Raw genomic sequence first — 15,373 nt, forward strand, 5'->3', positions numbered from 1 at the left:
AGATGGACGCACGCAGCGCAAGGCCAAAAGGAATTGCGCTGACGGACAGGCAAAGGATTGCCTGGTTGCGTCTCATCCGCTCCGACAATGTCGGCCCGGCCACCTTTCGCGATCTCATCAATCATTTCGGTTCTGCGGAAGCAGCACTCGCCGCTCTGCCCGGCCTTTCGGCACGCGGCGGCGCGACGCGCGCGATCCGGATCGCCACCGAGAGCGAAGCGCTGAAGGAACTCGATGCGGCGCACAGGTTCGGCGCGCGCTTCGTCGGCATCGGCGAGCCGGAATATCCGCAGGCGCTGAAGCAGATCGACGGGGCGCCGCCTCTGCTGGCGGTAAAGGGAAATCTCGCGGCGACCGCGCAGCCGGCCGTCGGCATCGTCGGCTCGCGCAATGCCTCGATCTCAGGCGCGAAGTTCGCGGCGATGATCGCGAGAGAGTGCGGATGCGTCGGCTATGCTGTTATCTCCGGTCTTGCCCGTGGCATCGATACGGCTGCCCACCGCGCCAGCCTCGACACCGGCACGATCGCGGCCATGGCCGGCGGGTTGGACCAGCCCTACCCTCCCGAAAATGCTGGACTGCTTGAGGAAATCTGGAACGGCAACGGCCTCGCCGTCAGCGAAATGCCGTTCGGCTGGGAGCCGCGAGCACGTGACTTTCCGAGACGCAACAGACTGATCGCCGGCATTTCACTTGGGACGGTGGTGGTGGAGGCAGCGACGCGATCCGGTTCGCTGATCACGGCACGGCTCGCCGGCGAGTTCGGCAGGCTGGTCTTCGCGGTGCCCGGTTCACCGCTTGATCCGCGATGTCACGGCACTAACGGGCTGCTTAAGGACGGCGCGATGATCGTTACCGCGCCCGATGACGTGATCAGTGCGCTTGCGCCGCTATCGCAGCTCGACCTGTTTGCTGCGCCGCTTGCCGAGGAGCCGGAACGCGGCGGCGGATCGTCGCTGCTGCCGCCTGACGAGACCGACAGGGCGCGCATCGTCGATGCGCTCGGACCGACGCCCGTGGAGATCGACGACATCATCCGGCACACGGGGCTCAGCGCCTCGGCCGTCTATCTCGTGTTGTTGGAGCTCGATATCGCCGGGCGGCTGCACCGGCACCCCGGCGGCATGGTGTCCATTGCAATGGAGGTGTGACGACTTACATATGGGCCAGTTACATCCGGGCCAGCCAATTACATACGAGCCTGGAGATCGCCGGCTTCGACATATGCCATCTCGATCAGATAGCAGAGCATGTCGGCCTTTTCCTTTTCAGCCACCTGACGCAACTCGGCGAGCATCTGGCGGATGAAGGCAATGTTCTCGCGGGAGCCGGATCGGCCGGTATCCTTCTTTGCGTACTTAGCCGTCATGAAAGCACTCGCGCCCCAATTGGGAAGGGTTGATCGTCGCAGCCTGAACTACACGCGAAAAACGATATCGCAATAATCAGAAATTGCAATATGCAGAATATCGTCTTTTGGTTGCAACACGTTGCAATACGTAAAAATGCATTCAAAACACTTGACCGAAACGAATTCCCTGTCCATGTCGGAGAACCGGCGACCGTGACACGGCAGGTCCTCTGCCCTGATATAGGCCGGCTGGCATCCATTTTTAGAGAATCATCATGAATGTTGTAGTGGTGGAATCGCCCTCGAAGGCCAAGACGATCAACAAGTATCTGGGACCCGGATACAAGGTGCTCGCCTCCTTTGGCCACGTCCGCGATCTCCCCGCCAAGGACGGCTCCGTGCTGCCCGACCAGGATTTCGAAATGCTGTGGGAGGTCGATGGGGCCTCGGCCAAGCGTATGAAGGACATCGCCGATGCGGTGAAGTCCTCCGACGGCCTGTTCCTCGCAACCGACCCTGATCGCGAAGGCGAAGCGATCTCCTGGCATGTGCTCGATATGCTGAACAAGAAGCGCGTGCTCGGCGGCAAGACCGTCAAGCGCGTCGTCTTCAACGCGATCACCAAGAAGGCCGTGCTCGACGCGATGGCCGAGCCGCGCGATATCGACGTGCCGCTGGTCGACGCCTATCTGGCGCGCCGCGCACTGGACTATCTCGTCGGCTTCAATCTTTCGCCGGTGCTCTGGCGCAAGCTGCCCGGCGCCCGCTCGGCGGGACGCGTGCAGTCTGTGGCGCTGCGACTGGTCTGCGATCGCGAATCCGAGATCGAGCGCTTCGTCTCCGAGGAATATTGGAACATCTCGGCGCTGCTGAAGACACCGCGCGGTGACGAATTCGAAGCCAAGCTGGTTGCGGCGAATGGCAAGCGGTTGCAGGCACGCGCGATCGGCAACGGCGACGAGGCCGGCAAGCTGAAGGCGCTGCTCGAAGGCGCGTCCTATGTCGTCGATACCGTCGAGGCAAAGCCCGTCAAGCGCAACCCGGGACCACCCTTCACAACCTCCACGCTGCAGCAGGCCGCTTCCTCGAAGCTTGGCTTCTCGGCTTCGCGCACCATGCAGGTGGCGCAGAAGCTTTATGAAGGCTTCGACATCGGCGGCGAGACGGTCGGTCTGATCACCTATATGCGTACCGACGGCGTGCAGATGGCGCCCGAGGCGATCGACGCGGCACGTGGCGCCATCGTCGACCAGTTCGGCCAGCGCTACCTGCCGGAGAAGGCACGCTTCTATTCGACCAAGGCGAAGAACGCCCAGGAAGCGCACGAAGCCATCCGCCCGACAGACTTCAACCGTTCGCCTGACAAGGTTCGCCAGTACCTCGACGCCGACCAGATAAAGCTCTACGACCTGATCTGGAAGCGCGGTATCGCCAGCCAGATGGCATCGGCCGAGATCGAGCGTACGACCGCCGAGATCATCGCCGACAACAACGGCGAGAAGGCCGGATTGCGCGCTGTCGGTTCCGTCATCCGCTTCGACGGCTTCATCGCCGCCTATACGGACCAGAAGGAAGACGGCGAGCAGAGCGACGACGGCGACGAGGATGGCCGCCTGCCGGAGATCAATGCGCGCGAAAACCTCGCCAAGCAGAAGATCAATTCCAGCCAGCACTTCACCGAACCGCCGCCGCGCTACTCGGAAGCGTCGCTGATCAAGAAGATGGAAGAGCTCGGCATCGGCCGCCCGTCCACCTATGCGGCAACGCTCGCGACCCTTCGCGACCGCGAATATGTGATCATCGACAAGCGCAAGCTGATCCCGCACTCCAAGGGGCGGCTGGTGACGGCCTTCCTCGAAGGCTTCTTCACCAAGTATGTCGAATACGACTTCACGGCTGATCTGGAAGAGAAGCTCGACCGGATTTCCGCCGGCGAGCTGAACTGGAAGCAGGTGCTTCGCGATTTCTGGAAGGATTTCTTCGCGCAGATCGAAGACACCAAGGAACTGCGCGTCACCAACGTGCTCGATTCGCTGAACGAATCGCTCGCGCCGCTGGTGTTTCCGAAGCGCGAGGACGGCAGCGATCCCCGGATCTGCCAGGTCTGCGGCACGGGCAACCTGTCGCTGAAGCTCGGCAAATACGGCGCCTTCGTCGGCTGCTCGAACTATCCCGAGTGCAATTACACGCGCCAGCTTTCCTCCGAGGGCGGCGCGGAGGCCGAGGGTGCTGCGCTCAACGAGCCGAAGGCGCTCGGCACCGATCCTGTGACCGGCGAGGAACTGACGCTGCGCTCCGGCCGTTTCGGGCCTTACGTCCAGCGTGGCGACGGCAAGGAGGCAAAGCGCTCCTCGCTGCCGAAGGGGTGGAAGCCCGAGGATATCGATTACGAAAAGGCGATGGCGCTGATTTCGCTGCCGCGCGATATCGGCAAGCATCCGGAATCGGGCAAGATGATCTCGGCCGGCATCGGCCGCTATGGACCTTTCTTGCTGCATGATGGCGGCTACGCCAATCTCGAGACCGTCGAGGACGTCTTCAGCATCGGCCTCAACCGCGCGGTCACCGTGATCGCCGAGAAGGCCGCAAAGGGTCCGGGCGGACGCGGTCGCACGGCAGCGGCTGCCCTGAAGGAGCTCGGCGAGCATCCCGATGGCGGCGGCGCGATCACCGTGCGCGACGGCAAATACGGCCCCTACGTCAATTGGGGCAAGGTCAACGCGACGCTGCCCAAGGGCACAGATCCGCAGGCGCTGACCGTCGAGGAAGCCGTAGCCCTGATCACCGCCAAGGCAGGCAAGGCGCCGGCGGCCAAGAGCAAGGCGAAGCCGAAAGCGAAGGCCAAGGCTGCGGCGAGCGATGACGCGAAGCCGGCAAAGGCAGCCGCCAAGCCGAAAGCAAAAGCCAAAGCCAAAGCGCCCGCAAAGAAGAAAAAGAGCGAAGAGTGACCAGAATTCCGCGGGAACCAAAGGGTATGGGCAAGCGTCCCGACAAGACGGGACGCTCCAGCAGGGCGCCCGCCGTCGAGCCACTCAACATCCAGCACGGCGCGCTTCCCTCGCGCGAAGTGATCCTGCGCTTCATCGCCGATCATCCGCAGAAGGCTTCGAAGCGCGAACTCGCCAAGGCCTTCGGGCTGAAGGGTGACAGCCGCGTTGAGCTCAAGCACCTGCTACGCGATCTCGAGCAGGAAGGCATGCTGCAGAAGACGCGCAAGTCGCTGATCCGCCCTGGAGCTTTGCCACCGGTCACCGTGCTCGACATCACCACCCGCGACAAGGACGGCGGACTGATCGGCCGTCCGGCGGAATGGTCGGACGAGATGGGCGTCGCACCTGCCGTCTCCATCCGGCAGTCCTCCTCGCCTGCCGGCCGCAACGGCAAGGGCAAGGCGCCGGTCGCAGGCATGGGCGACCGCATTCTCGCGAAGATCTTCGCGGCTACCGATCGCGGCGGCCCGGCCTACACGGCGCGCATCATCAAGATCCTCGACAAGCGCCGCGGCGCGCTGCTCGGCGTCTTCAAGGACGCGCCTGGCGGCGGCGGACGGCTGTTGCCGATCGAGCGGCGCGGCGAGGAAATGCTGATCGACCCCGATGACAAGGGCGACGCCAAGGACGGCGACCTGGTCGAGGTCGAAGTCGCGCGCCTGCGCAGCTTCGGGCTGCCGCGCGCCAAGGTGCTCTCGATCGTCGGCTCGGTCGCTTCGGAAAAGGCGATCTCGATGATCGCCATCCATGCCCATGGCATCCCCTATATCTTCCCGCCGGCCGTGGTTGCCGAGGCAGATGACGCCAAGCCCGCGACCATGTCGCACCGCGAGGACTGGCGCGACGTTCCGCTGATCACCATCGATCCAGCCGATGCCAAGGACCATGACGACGCCGTCTATGCCGAGCACGACCCCTCGCCCGACAATGAAGGCGGCGTGATCGTCACCGTGGCGATCGCCGATGTCTCCTATTACGTGCGCCCGAACTCGCCGCTCGACCGCGAGGCGCTAAAACGCGGCAACTCGGTCTATTTCCCCGACCGCGTCGTGCCGATGCTGCCGGAGCGGATTTCCAACGATCTCTGCTCGCTACGCGAGGGACAGGACCGCCCGGCGCTAGCCGTGCGCATGACCTTCTCGAAGGAGGGCCGCAAGGCGGGGCATACCTTCCACCGCGTTATGATGAAGAGTGCTGCCAAGCTCTCCTACCAGCAGGCACAGGCCGCGATCGACGGCAATCCCGACGACAAGGCCGGGCCGCTGCTGGAACCGATCCTGAAGCCACTGTGGCATGCCTATGAGGTGATGAAGCGTGGCCGCGAACGCCGGCAGCCGCTGGAACTCGACATGCCCGAGCGCAAGATCCAGCTGAAGCCCGACGGCACCGTCGACCGCGTCGTCGTGCCGCCGCGTCTCGATGCGCACAAGCTGATCGAAGAGATGATGATCCAGGCCAACGTCGCGGCCGCCGAGACGCTGGAAAAGAAGAAGCAGCCGCTGATCTATCGCGTGCATGACGGCCCCTCGCTCTCCAAGCAGGAAATCCTGCGCGAGTTCCTGGCGACGCTCGGCATTTCGCTCGCCAAGGGCGGCAACATGCGCGCCAACAACTTCAACGGCATTCTCGCCAAGGCCGAGGACACGCCGCACCAGACGATGGTCAACGAGATGGTGCTGCGCTCGCAGAGCCAGGCGATCTACAGCCCCGAGAATATCGGACACTTCGGCCTGAACCTGATGAAGTACGCGCACTTCACCTCGCCGATCCGCCGCTATGCCGACTTGATCGTGCATCGTGCGCTCGTCGGCTCGCTCGGCTTCGGCGAAGGCGGGATCACGCCGGACGAGGAAGCAGCTCTCGACGATATCGCCGCCGAGATCTCCACCTTCGAGCGTCGCGCCATGGCGGCCGAACGCGAAACGGTCGACCGCCTCATCGCCCATCACCTTGCCGGCCGTATCGGCGAGGAATTCGATGGACGCGTGGGAGGTGTGACGAAATCGGGACTATTTGTCGCCCTGCCGGACTATGGAGCGGACGGCTTCATTCCTATATCTACACTGGGAATGGACTACTTCATCTATGATGAGGCGCATCAGGCACTATCCGGTGAAAAGACCGGCCTCGGCTACCGCCTAGGAGACAGTGTCAAGGTCAAGCTGGTGGAAGCCATTCCGCTGGCCGGCGCGCTTCGGTTCGAGATGGTGAGCGAGGGGCGCAAGATGCCCACCGCCGTGCGTTCATTCCACAAGGGCGGCCGCCGCGACGCAAGCCGCGCGCGCAAGCAGGCCGGGACAAGACCCCCGAGAGGGCGTCGATAGGCGTTTTGGGACGCCGGGAAGGAAGTGCAGTCATGACGACCACCTCGAACAGCCAGGCGATCCAATACGGCGATATCGATGAAACCAAGCGCCCGCTCGGTCAATCGATCAAGCGCGGGCTTCTTGGCCGTTGCCCGGCTTGCGGCAGCGGCAAGCTGTTTCGCGCTTATTTGAAGCCGGTGGACAATTGCGCTGCCTGTGGCGAAGCCATGCATCACCATCGCGCCGACGACCTGCCGCCCTACATCACCATCGTCATCGTCGGCCACGTGATCATCGCCGGCTACATGATGACCGACCTGATCTGGCCGATGCCGCTCTGGCTCACCTTTGCCATCTGGACGCCGCTGACGCTGCTTGCCACCCTGCTGATCATCCAGCCGATCAAGGGCGGGGTCATCGGGCTGCAATGGGCGCTGAAGATGCATGGTTTCGGCGGCCATAGCGACGAGCAGGATCAGTACGAGATCCCCGGCCGCCGGCATCAAGGCTGAAGACTTTCCTTGAACCTTCACTGTCACGACATATTTGGCGTGTAGCAGCGCCGGATGTGCTGTGAATTCTGTTTCAGGCACGATGTCAACTTGCGCGATGGTAGGCTTATTTGACTGAATCTCGTCCACCGCAATCAGATCATTGCAGCCAACCTTGTTCATCTAGTAAAGCACACACGTCATCTGGGTCTGGCCCGTCATCTGAGGCTGGTATGACCATGGGGGCAGATGTGGCTTTCGGGTCGCGTTTGCGCGCAGCAGTTCTGTAGGGGTGGATATATGTCTCAGCCGCGAAACGGCACACCGGGCGATGTCGAAGAGATCCATTGGCCGTCTCTGGTAGCCGCCGTTTCGTCGATCTCAGCGGTCGGCATCGCGATCGGGCTGGGGTTGCCGCTTCTGAGCATCATCCTTGAGAAGCGCGGCATCCCCTCGACCCTGATCGGCCTCAATACGGCGATGGCGGGTGTCGCGGCGATGGTGGCCGCTCCGATCACGACGAAGCTCGCCCATGCCTATGGCGTGGCGCAAACGATGCTTTGGGCGGTGGTGGTCTCGGCAATCAGTGCCGTGAGCTTCTACTATGCGCAGGACTTCTGGATGTGGTTCCCGCTGCGCTTTGCCTTTCATGGCGCCACGACCACGCTGTTCATTCTCTCCGAGTTCTGGATCAACGCCGCCTCGCCGCCATCGAAACGCGGTTTCGTGCTGGGCATCTATGCGACCGTGCTGTCGCTTGGCTTCGCGGCGGGTCCCCTGCTCTTCTCCGTTCTCGGCAGCGACGGCATCCTGCCCTTCGCCGTCGGCGCCTGCGCCATCCTGATGGCGGCCATCCCGATCTTTGTCGCACGCCATGAAAGCCCGGTGCTCGAAGAGAAGCCGGAGCTGCATTTTATGCGCTATGTCTTCCTGGTGCCGAGCGCCACGGCGGCCGTCTTTATTTTCGGCGCGGTGGAAGCCGGCGGGCTGGCGCTGTTTCCGATCTATGCGGTGCGCGCCGCCTTCACCGAGACTCAAGCGGCCTTGCTGCTGACGGTCATGGGGATCGGCAACATGATCTTCCAGATCCCGGTGGGCATGCTCTCCGACAAGATGAAGGACAAGCGCCCCCTGCTCGCCGGGATGGCCTTCATGGGCCTGATCGGCTCTCTGATGCTGCCCGTGCTCTCGCACAGCTGGGTGCTGATGGCCGGCGTCCTGCTCTTCTGGGGCGGCTGCGTGGCCGGGCTCTATACGGTCGGATTGAGCCATCTGGGCTCGCGCCTGACCGGTTCCGACCTTGCCGCCGCCAACGCCGCCTTCGTCTTCTGTTACGCCGTCGGTACCGTTGCAGGCCCGCAAGTCATCGGCGCGGCCATCGATGTGGCCGGAAACAACGGCTTTGCCTGGGCGATTGCGGGCTTCTTCGGCGTTTATGCAGTGCTTTCGGCGGGCAGACTGCTTTTCATTCGAAAGCGGGGTTGACTTTTCAAGCTAGATTCGTAGTTTCGCGCCAGAATTAGCCGAGGCGCCTAAACGGATTCCAACGGCTTTCATTTCATTAAAGGCAGGACGACCATGGCCAAGGCTACAACAATCAAGATCAAGCTGCTGTCGACAGCCGACACAGGTTCTTTCTACGTCACGACGAAGAACAGCCGTACGATGACGGACAAGATGACGAAGACGAAGTACGACCCGATTGCTCGCAAGCATGTCGAGTTCAAGGAAACCAAGATCAAGTAATTTCTTGATCCTGTAGACCGCTTAAAAGCGCGCGCCATCAGGCTGCGCGCTTTTTTGTTGTCTGCGATACGGCTTGCGACAAGCACGATGAGGGGCCGACAAATGAAAACGCCGCCCTGCCCGTTTCAACGGAGAGGACGGCGTTTTACGAAAGGGGGTCGGTCAACAGGCAACGCGGCACGAGGAACCGCAAGTGTTGCTTGCCGACCGACCGACCCCACGACCCAGGAGATGCGGCGGACCTGAGCATCATGGGGTATCGGCGCACCCCGCATAGGGAGTGCTTATTTCTATGTATTGATCATTCGCGCGAAAATGAAAGAAAATCAACAAATTCTTAATGATGAGATTTATTAGGTTGATTTTATGGTTAAAAGTCCCGATTTGGGACGCCGTTTCGCGTAATTTTCGGCCACGCCGCGCTAGAATAAGATACGACATCAAGAATAGACGGACAATATAGGCCAGTAGTCTTCGCGCTTGCAGACCGACGAAACCGCCTGAAAACCATCAAAATCGGCCAATCAAATCAAGAAAAGTGACGAATCCTCACATTTTCTTCTGAGGCCGACAGCGTCTGTGCTGACATAGATCGGCTGTCTCGGGCAGCGCTGAGGTCAAAACCCGGCACTACTACTTGCGGCTAATCCGCGCACAGCGGCGAACCGGCCCCCGTTCAACTTTCTGTGGATGATCAATGCGCTGCGGGTCCTGGGCGCTAAACGGCCGATGCCAATATCAGGCAGCGGCGACGACTCGGTTGCGACCGCCGTTCTTCGCTTCATAAAGCGCAACGTCGGCCTGCTTCAGCAGATGGCCCGGCGTGATGACCTGCGGCGTGCGCGAGGCGATGCCGAAGGATGCCGTCACCTGCAATTCCTGCCCCGTGCCCCTCACCACGAAGGGTACGCTTTCGATAACGCCACGCAAGCGTTCGGCCACGGAGGCTGCGATCTCGGGCGAGGTGTCGGGCATGACGACGACAAATTCCTCGCCGCCATAGCGGCAGGCGAGATCGGCGCCGCGAACCGTGGAGCGGACGCGATTGGCGAACTCGCGCAGGATATCGTCGCCGGCATCGTGGCCGTGGGTGTCGTTGATCTGCTTGAAGCGATCGATATCGGCGATCAGCACCGACAACGGGCGACCGCGCGCCATCGAGCGATTGAAGAGTGTGCTGATGTGATTGTCGAGATAGCGGCGATTGCTCAGGCCCGTCAGCGGATCGGTGACCGCAAGCTCGATCGTCTGCTGCACATTGGCGCGCAGACGGTCATTGTAGTTCTTGCGGCGGATCTGCGTGAGGCTGCGGGCGACCAGCTCGTTCGGATCGACCGGGCGGACGATGTAGTCGTTGACGCCGAGATCGAGCGCACGCACCACCATCTCGTCATCGCCCTGCTCGGTGATGATCAGGATCGGCAGGAAACGGGTGCGCTCCAGCGAGCGGAGCTGCGAGCAAAGCCTGAGCGGGTCGTAATCGTCGATATTGGAATTGACGATCACGAGGTCGAACGGATTTTCCGATGCTTCGAAGATAGCGGCCTGGGCATCCGAAATGGCAAACACGTTACCGATCGGCTTCAGCGCCTTGATGATCCGCTCCTGCGAATTGGCGCGGCCGTCGACCAGCATGATCTGGCCGCCCTCCTCGCCGCGCTGATCGGCGCGCAGCAATTCGTCGATGCCCATCGTGTGCGCCGTCTGGGCGCGGATGCGCAGTTCGTCGCTCAGCGTCTTCAGCCGCAGCAGGCTCTTGACGCGTGCGATCAGCTGCAGGTCGTTGACCGGCTTGGTCAGGAAGTCGTCGGCGCCGGCCTTCAGGCCACGCACGCGGTCGGCAGGCTGATCGAGCGCGGTCACCATGACGACGGGAATATGCGATGTCTTCGGGTTGGACTTCAGCCGCTCGCAAACTTCGAAGCCGTCCATGCCCGGCATCATGATATCGAGCAGGATGAGATCGACCTGGTTGCGTTCGCAGATCGCCAGAGCCTGATAACCGTCGGACGCGGTCAGCACGTCGAAATATTCGGCGATCAGCCGCGCTTCGAGCAGCTTCACGTTTGCCGGGATATCATCAACGACGAGAATGCGCGCGGTCATAAGCTTCTTTCCGATCTATCAGGCGTCGCCCAGGTAGGTCTTGATCGTCTCGATGAACTTCGGAACGGAGATCGGCTTGGAGACGTATGCCTCGCAGCCACCCTGGCGAATGCGTTCCTCGTCGCCCTTCATCGCGAAGGCGGTGACGGCGATGACGGGAATGACATGGAGCTCGTCGTCCTCTTTCAGCCACTTGGTGACTTCGAGCCCGGACACTTCTGGCAGCTGGATGTCCATGAGGATCAGATCGGGGCGATGCTTGCGGGCAAGATCCAGCGCTTCCATACCGTTGCGGGTCTGGATGGTTCTGTAGCCGGACGCCTCTATGAGGTCGCGAAAGAGCTTCATGTTGAGCTCGTTATCCTCTACAATCATCACTTGTTTGGGCATCGAACGCGATCCTAAGTCCGTCATGAAAACCGTTTCGCCGTGCGGAAATAACCCCGCGAGCGCACCGGCCGCCATGAAACCGATTGCGGCACGCTATCGGTATTTGGTTGAAAAATAGGTAATTTACCGCAAGAAATGCAGAGCAACTTCAAGACTTCAAAGCAACGCGCTACCGACCCGCAAGAGACGGCCATCGCAGTTCTCGCCTGGCTCGCAAACGAACCTGATCTGTTTGGCCGATTCCTGGCGCTGACCGGCGTCGAGCCGGCGCAAGTCCGCAATGCGATCAATGATCCGGGGTTCCTATCGGGAATGATGGACTTCCTGATGCAGCATGAGCCGACGGCGCTGGCGTTCTGCCAAGCGAGCGGTACGCCGCCGGAGGTGCTGAATGCGGCCTGGCAGCATTTCTCTCCCGCCGGCCTTGGCTCGGGCGAGTATTGATCATGAGCGTGGTCACCGATCCCTCGCAGGTGCGCCTCGGTGATCGCCCGCTGATCGTCTGCGACATCGACGAAGTGGTGCTGGAATTTCTCTCGCCCCTCACCCGCTTCCTGCGCTCGCATGATTACGATCTCCTGCCGCGCTCCTTCCGGTTGCACGGCAATATCGTCTCGCGTCTTGACGGCGCAGAGATGGAGCGGGAGGCGTTCGACCGCTTCCACGAGATATTCTTCGAGACCCAGGACCTGTGGCAGGAGCCGGCGGAGCTTGCCGTCGAGACGCTGCATGCGCTGGCCGCCGATGCCGACATCGTCTTTCTCACAGCGATGCCGCCGCGCCACCACGAGGTGCGCCGCAAGCTTCTCGACCGGTTCGATCTGTGCTTCGACATGATCGCCTCGGAACAGCCGAAGGGGCCGATCGTGGCTGCGCTGCACGACCGCCGGGAGCTGCCCGTCGCCTTTATCGACGATATACAACGCAACCTCCTTTCCGTTGCCGACCATGTGCCGGATTGCCTGCTGCTCAACATGATGGCGAATGCCGATTTCAAGCCATTCGCGCCGCCGCCCACCGGCACAATCGTACAGGCGTCCGATTGGACACATGCGGCCGAGCTGATGCGGCGGCATTTCTCGACCATGACGACGCTGGGTAAAACCAGCGCATAAGCGCCGACATCCTCTTGAGACTCTGGAACTTAGAGCGTAATGTCGCGATGTTCAACCTTTGTTCCCGTCGATGACCGCCAATCCTGCCAAGACACCCGGCTTCTGTCGCGACTGCCTTGCCGAGCAGAAGGCGGAGGGGCGACGCTGTGCTGCCTGCGGCAGCCCTCGCCTCGTGCGCCACGACGAGCTCTACGGGCTGACGCTCGCGCATATCGACTGCGATGCCTTCTATGCCTCGGTGGAGAAGCGCGACAATCCCGAACTTGCCGACAAGCCCGTCATCATCGGTGGCGGTAAGCGAGGCGTGGTGTCGACGGCCTGCTATGTCGCGCGGATCTACGGCGTGCGCTCGGCCATGCCGATGTTCAAGGCGCTGGAGGCCTGCCCGCAGGCCGTGGTGATCCCGCCCAACATGGAGAAATACGTCAAGGTCGGCCGCGAGGTGCGGGCGATGATGCAGGAGCTGACACCACTCGTTCAGCCGCTGTCGATCGACGAGGCATTTCTGGAACTCGGGGGTACCGAGCGGCTACACAACGACCCGCCGGCCCGCACGCTGGCGAAGTTCGCCCGCCGCGTCGAGAAGGAGATCGGCATCACCGTTTCGATCGGGCTCTCCTACTGCAAGTTCCTGGCCAAGGTGGCGTCCGACCTGCAGAAGCCGCGCGGATTCTCGGTGATCGGCCGCGACGAGGCGGTATCGTTCCTCGCGCCGCGTCCGGTGACGACGATCTGGGGCGTGGGAAAGGCCTTCGCCGCGACGCTTGAGGCCGACGGCATCCGCACCATCGGCCAGTTGCAGACCATGGACGAGACAGACCTGATGCGCCGCTACGGCACCATGGGGCAACGGCTGTCGCGGCTGTCGCGCGGGATCGATGATCGTGACGTGCATCTCAACGATCCCGCCAAGAGCGTTTCGGCCGAGACGACCTTCTTCGACGACATTTCGCGATATGAGGAGCTCGTGCCGGTGCTGCGCAATCTCTCCGAGAAGGTCGCCTGGCGCCTGAAGAAGGGCGATATCGCCGGCCACACCGTCGTCTTGAAGATGAAGACGGCGGACTTCAAGTCGCGCACGCGCAACCGCAAGCTGGAGGACCCGACGCAACTTGCCGACCGGATATTCCGCACCGGGATCGAACTGCTGCAGAAGGAGACTGACGGAACCAAGTTCCGACTGATCGGCATCGGCGTGACCGACCTTTGCGACCCAACGCGGGCGGATCCGCCCGACCTGATCGACGTTCAATCGGGGCGCCGTGCGGCCGCCGAAGCCGCGATGGACAAGCTGCGTGACAAGTTCGGCAAGGGCACGGTCGAGACCGGCTATACGTTCGGAAGCAAGCGCAATCAATAATATGTGAGCCCTAATCGGGGTCGCTCATTTCAAATCTTCCTTAAGTTTCGAGCTTTACCCTCCGGCCCGTAGTATTGCGTATCGGTTGGGTTCAAATGTTCTCGCGTCTCGTCTTCGGGCTCGGCTTGCTGTCGGCCACCGCCCTCGTGCACCCCGCGTTCGCCACGGACGCGCGGGCGCTGCAGATCTTCGTTTCCAAGAGCAAGCAGTCGCTGGCCGTCTATGACGGCGCCGATGTCATCGCCACGTCGAAGATATCGAGCGGCAAGTCCGGGCACACCACGCCGAGCGGCATCTTCTCGGTGATCGAAAAGCAGACCTACCACGAATCCAACATCTATTCCGGCGCGCCGATGCCGTTCATGCAGCGGCTGACATGGTCGGGCATCGCGCTCCACCAGTCGAACTCCGTGCCGCGCTATCCCGCCTCGCACGGCTGCGTGCGCATGCCGGACGCGTTTGCAAAGCAGCTCTACAAGATGACCGAGATGGGCGTGCCCGTGATCATCACCGACGCGCAGCTTGCGCCGGAGCCGGTCGATCACCCGATGCTGTTCAGCCCACACGCGCCGGCCCCGGCGCCGCTGCTGTCCGATGTCGAACTCCGGCCGGCAATCGGCTCACTGCCGGTGCAGGTGGCGATGAACGAGGTGGCGATGCCGCGGCTGCAGGTGCAGCCGATCGTGGCGCCCGTCAACGACCAGCCGGTGAAGATCCTGATCACCCGCCGGGCGCAGCGCGAGACGATCATCGACCTGCAGACCTATCTCGCCGAGCTTGGATTTGCCGTCGGCAACGCCGATGGATATCTCGGGCCGGCGACGGTGCAGGCGATCGGCGAGTTCAAGAAGCAGCATCCGATGAACCCCGACGCCGCCAAGTCACTCATCAGTGACGACCTTCTGCGCGCAGTCTATAGCGCTGCCGGCAAGGGCGAGCCGCCGAATGGTGTGATCATGGTGCGGCAGGGATTCCAGCAGGTGTTCGAGGCGCCGGTGACGATCGCCCAACCGGAACTGGCGCTCGGGACGCATTTCTTCAGCGCGCACGAGGTGAATTTCGAAGACGGCACCACCGAGTGGCTGGGCGTGACGCTGCCCAACACCTTGACCAGCCAGACGATGAAGCGGCTTGGCATCAGCACGATGGAAAGCTCGATCATCTCCGGCACGCCGATCCTGAACGCGCTCGGCCGGATCACCATTCCCGATGACACCAGGCAACGGATCGACTCCATGCTGACGTCGGGATCGACGCTTACGATCTCCGACACCGGCGTCGGCCCGGAGACCGGTCAGGGCACCGATTTCATCACGCTGACGCGCGGTTAGAGCCCTTCCTGGTTAGATTGAAGCATTCTGTTGGCTCAAACGGAGTCGGATGGTCGTCCGGCTGGCGCGCGTCGTAGCCCACGCATACGGCCAAGCCGGCCGGACGATCAGGCGGCCCGTTTCAGCCAACCCGAAGGGCCGGGCATCTTTCCGCCTGGATCAAAGGCGATCGGCTCGGCCGTACCCG

General features: G+C 62.2%; 13 protein-coding genes. 10 read left to right on the plus strand and 3 right to left on the minus strand.

Features of this window, described 5'->3' with window-relative positions; genetic code table 11:
* The first annotated feature begins 2 nt into the window (after nucleotides 1-2).
* On the plus strand, nucleotides 3-1,151 hold the full coding sequence (gene dprA / locus ACCD05_RS01580; RefSeq protein WP_413390770.1) for a DNA-processing protein DprA: 1,149 nt from the start codon (nucleotides 3-5) through the stop codon (nucleotides 1,149-1,151).
* A 38-nt stretch (nucleotides 1,152-1,189) separates the two neighbouring features.
* On the opposite strand, the gene ACCD05_RS01585 is transcribed toward dprA, so the two are convergent.
* On the minus strand, nucleotides 1,190-1,369 hold the full coding sequence (locus tag ACCD05_RS01585; protein ID WP_018900176.1) for a hypothetical protein: 180 nt from the start codon (nucleotides 1,367-1,369) through the stop codon (nucleotides 1,190-1,192).
* A 257-nt stretch (nucleotides 1,370-1,626) separates the two neighbouring features.
* On the opposite strand from ACCD05_RS01585, the gene topA reads away from it, so the two are divergent.
* The 5 genes from topA (at nucleotide 1,627) to rpmG (ending at nucleotide 8,884) form a co-directional block, all read left to right on the plus strand.
* The gene (topA, locus tag ACCD05_RS01590) at nucleotides 1,627-4,299 is read left to right on the plus strand and encodes a type I DNA topoisomerase (protein WP_413390772.1); all 2,673 of its coding nucleotides are present in this window, start codon (nucleotides 1,627-1,629) and stop codon (nucleotides 4,297-4,299) included.
* Nucleotides 4,296-6,665, plus strand: coding sequence for a ribonuclease R (gene rnr, locus ACCD05_RS01595; protein ID WP_047510009.1), 2,370 nt, complete (start codon nucleotides 4,296-4,298; stop codon nucleotides 6,663-6,665). The genes topA and rnr overlap by 4 nt, the downstream gene beginning before the upstream one ends.
* A 32-nt stretch (nucleotides 6,666-6,697) precedes the next feature.
* Nucleotides 6,698-7,159, plus strand: a complete 462-nt coding sequence (locus tag ACCD05_RS01600) for a DUF983 domain-containing protein (protein ID WP_413390774.1) — start codon at nucleotides 6,698-6,700, stop codon at nucleotides 7,157-7,159.
* Nucleotides 7,160-7,438: 279 nt separating this feature from the next.
* A complete protein-coding gene (locus ACCD05_RS01605; RefSeq protein ID WP_018900181.1) occupies nucleotides 7,439-8,623 on the plus strand; it encodes an MFS transporter in 1,185 nt (394 codons plus the stop codon).
* A 93-nt stretch (nucleotides 8,624-8,716) separates the two neighbouring features.
* Entirely contained in the window at nucleotides 8,717-8,884 is a 168-nt protein-coding gene (gene rpmG / locus ACCD05_RS01610) for a 50S ribosomal protein L33 (protein WP_018900182.1), read from the plus strand.
* A gap of 738 nt (nucleotides 8,885-9,622) precedes the next feature.
* Here the strand turns inward: rpmG and ACCD05_RS01615 are convergent.
* Both ACCD05_RS01615 and ACCD05_RS01620 read right to left on the minus strand, forming a co-directional pair.
* Entirely contained in the window at nucleotides 9,623-10,990 is a 1,368-nt protein-coding gene (locus ACCD05_RS01615) for a PleD family two-component system response regulator (RefSeq protein ID WP_209233226.1), read from the minus strand.
* Nucleotides 10,991-11,008: 18 nt separating this feature from the next.
* Complete coding sequence (locus ACCD05_RS01620) at nucleotides 11,009-11,380, minus strand: response regulator (RefSeq protein ID WP_018900184.1); 372 nt, start codon at nucleotides 11,378-11,380, stop codon at nucleotides 11,009-11,011.
* A 135-nt stretch (nucleotides 11,381-11,515) separates the two neighbouring features.
* Between ACCD05_RS01620 and ACCD05_RS01625 the strand changes: the two genes are divergently transcribed.
* From ACCD05_RS01625 to ACCD05_RS01640, 4 genes are all read left to right on the plus strand, one after another.
* Nucleotides 11,516-11,824, plus strand: coding sequence for a DUF3572 domain-containing protein (locus tag ACCD05_RS01625; RefSeq protein ID WP_112979528.1), 309 nt, complete (start codon nucleotides 11,516-11,518; stop codon nucleotides 11,822-11,824).
* A gap of 2 nt (nucleotides 11,825-11,826) precedes the next feature.
* Nucleotides 11,827-12,495, plus strand: a complete 669-nt coding sequence (locus ACCD05_RS01630; protein WP_413390778.1) for a hypothetical protein — start codon at nucleotides 11,827-11,829, stop codon at nucleotides 12,493-12,495.
* 70 nt (nucleotides 12,496-12,565) lie between these two features.
* Complete coding sequence (locus ACCD05_RS01635; protein WP_413390780.1) at nucleotides 12,566-13,855, plus strand: DNA polymerase IV; 1,290 nt, start codon at nucleotides 12,566-12,568, stop codon at nucleotides 13,853-13,855.
* A gap of 95 nt (nucleotides 13,856-13,950) precedes the next feature.
* A complete protein-coding gene (locus ACCD05_RS01640; protein ID WP_413390782.1) occupies nucleotides 13,951-15,186 on the plus strand; it encodes a L,D-transpeptidase family protein in 1,236 nt (411 codons plus the stop codon).
* Nucleotides 15,187-15,373: the final 187 nt, after the last annotated feature.

It is taken from the genome of Rhizobium sp. Rhizsp42 (assembly GCF_047304155.1).
Lineage (GTDB): Bacteria > Pseudomonadota > Alphaproteobacteria > Rhizobiales > Rhizobiaceae > Rhizobium.

Excerpts from the sequence above, each read along its gene's own strand:
- dprA (WP_413390770.1), top strand. The coding sequence starts at position 3 with ATGGACGCACGCAGCGCAAGGCCAAAAGGAATTGCGCTGACGGACAGG.
- ACCD05_RS01585 (WP_018900176.1), bottom strand. The coding sequence starts at position 1,369 with ATGACGGCTAAGTACGCAAAGAAGGATACCGGCCGATCCGGCTCCCGC.
- topA (WP_413390772.1), top strand. The coding sequence starts at position 1,627 with ATGAATGTTGTAGTGGTGGAATCGCCCTCGAAGGCCAAGACGATCAAC.
- ACCD05_RS01600 (WP_413390774.1), top strand. The coding sequence starts at position 6,698 with ATGACGACCACCTCGAACAGCCAGGCGATCCAATACGGCGATATCGAT.
- ACCD05_RS01605 (WP_018900181.1), top strand. The coding sequence starts at position 7,439 with ATGTCTCAGCCGCGAAACGGCACACCGGGCGATGTCGAAGAGATCCAT.
- rpmG (WP_018900182.1), top strand. The coding sequence starts at position 8,717 with ATGGCCAAGGCTACAACAATCAAGATCAAGCTGCTGTCGACAGCCGAC.
- ACCD05_RS01615 (WP_209233226.1), bottom strand. The coding sequence starts at position 10,990 with ATGACCGCGCGCATTCTCGTCGTTGATGATATCCCGGCAAACGTGAAG.
- ACCD05_RS01620 (WP_018900184.1), bottom strand. The coding sequence starts at position 11,380 with ATGCCCAAACAAGTGATGATTGTAGAGGATAACGAGCTCAACATGAAG.
- ACCD05_RS01625 (WP_112979528.1), top strand. The coding sequence starts at position 11,516 with ATGCAGAGCAACTTCAAGACTTCAAAGCAACGCGCTACCGACCCGCAA.
- ACCD05_RS01630 (WP_413390778.1), top strand. The coding sequence starts at position 11,827 with ATGAGCGTGGTCACCGATCCCTCGCAGGTGCGCCTCGGTGATCGCCCG.
- ACCD05_RS01635 (WP_413390780.1), top strand. The coding sequence starts at position 12,566 with ATGACCGCCAATCCTGCCAAGACACCCGGCTTCTGTCGCGACTGCCTT.
- ACCD05_RS01640 (WP_413390782.1), top strand. The coding sequence starts at position 13,951 with ATGTTCTCGCGTCTCGTCTTCGGGCTCGGCTTGCTGTCGGCCACCGCC.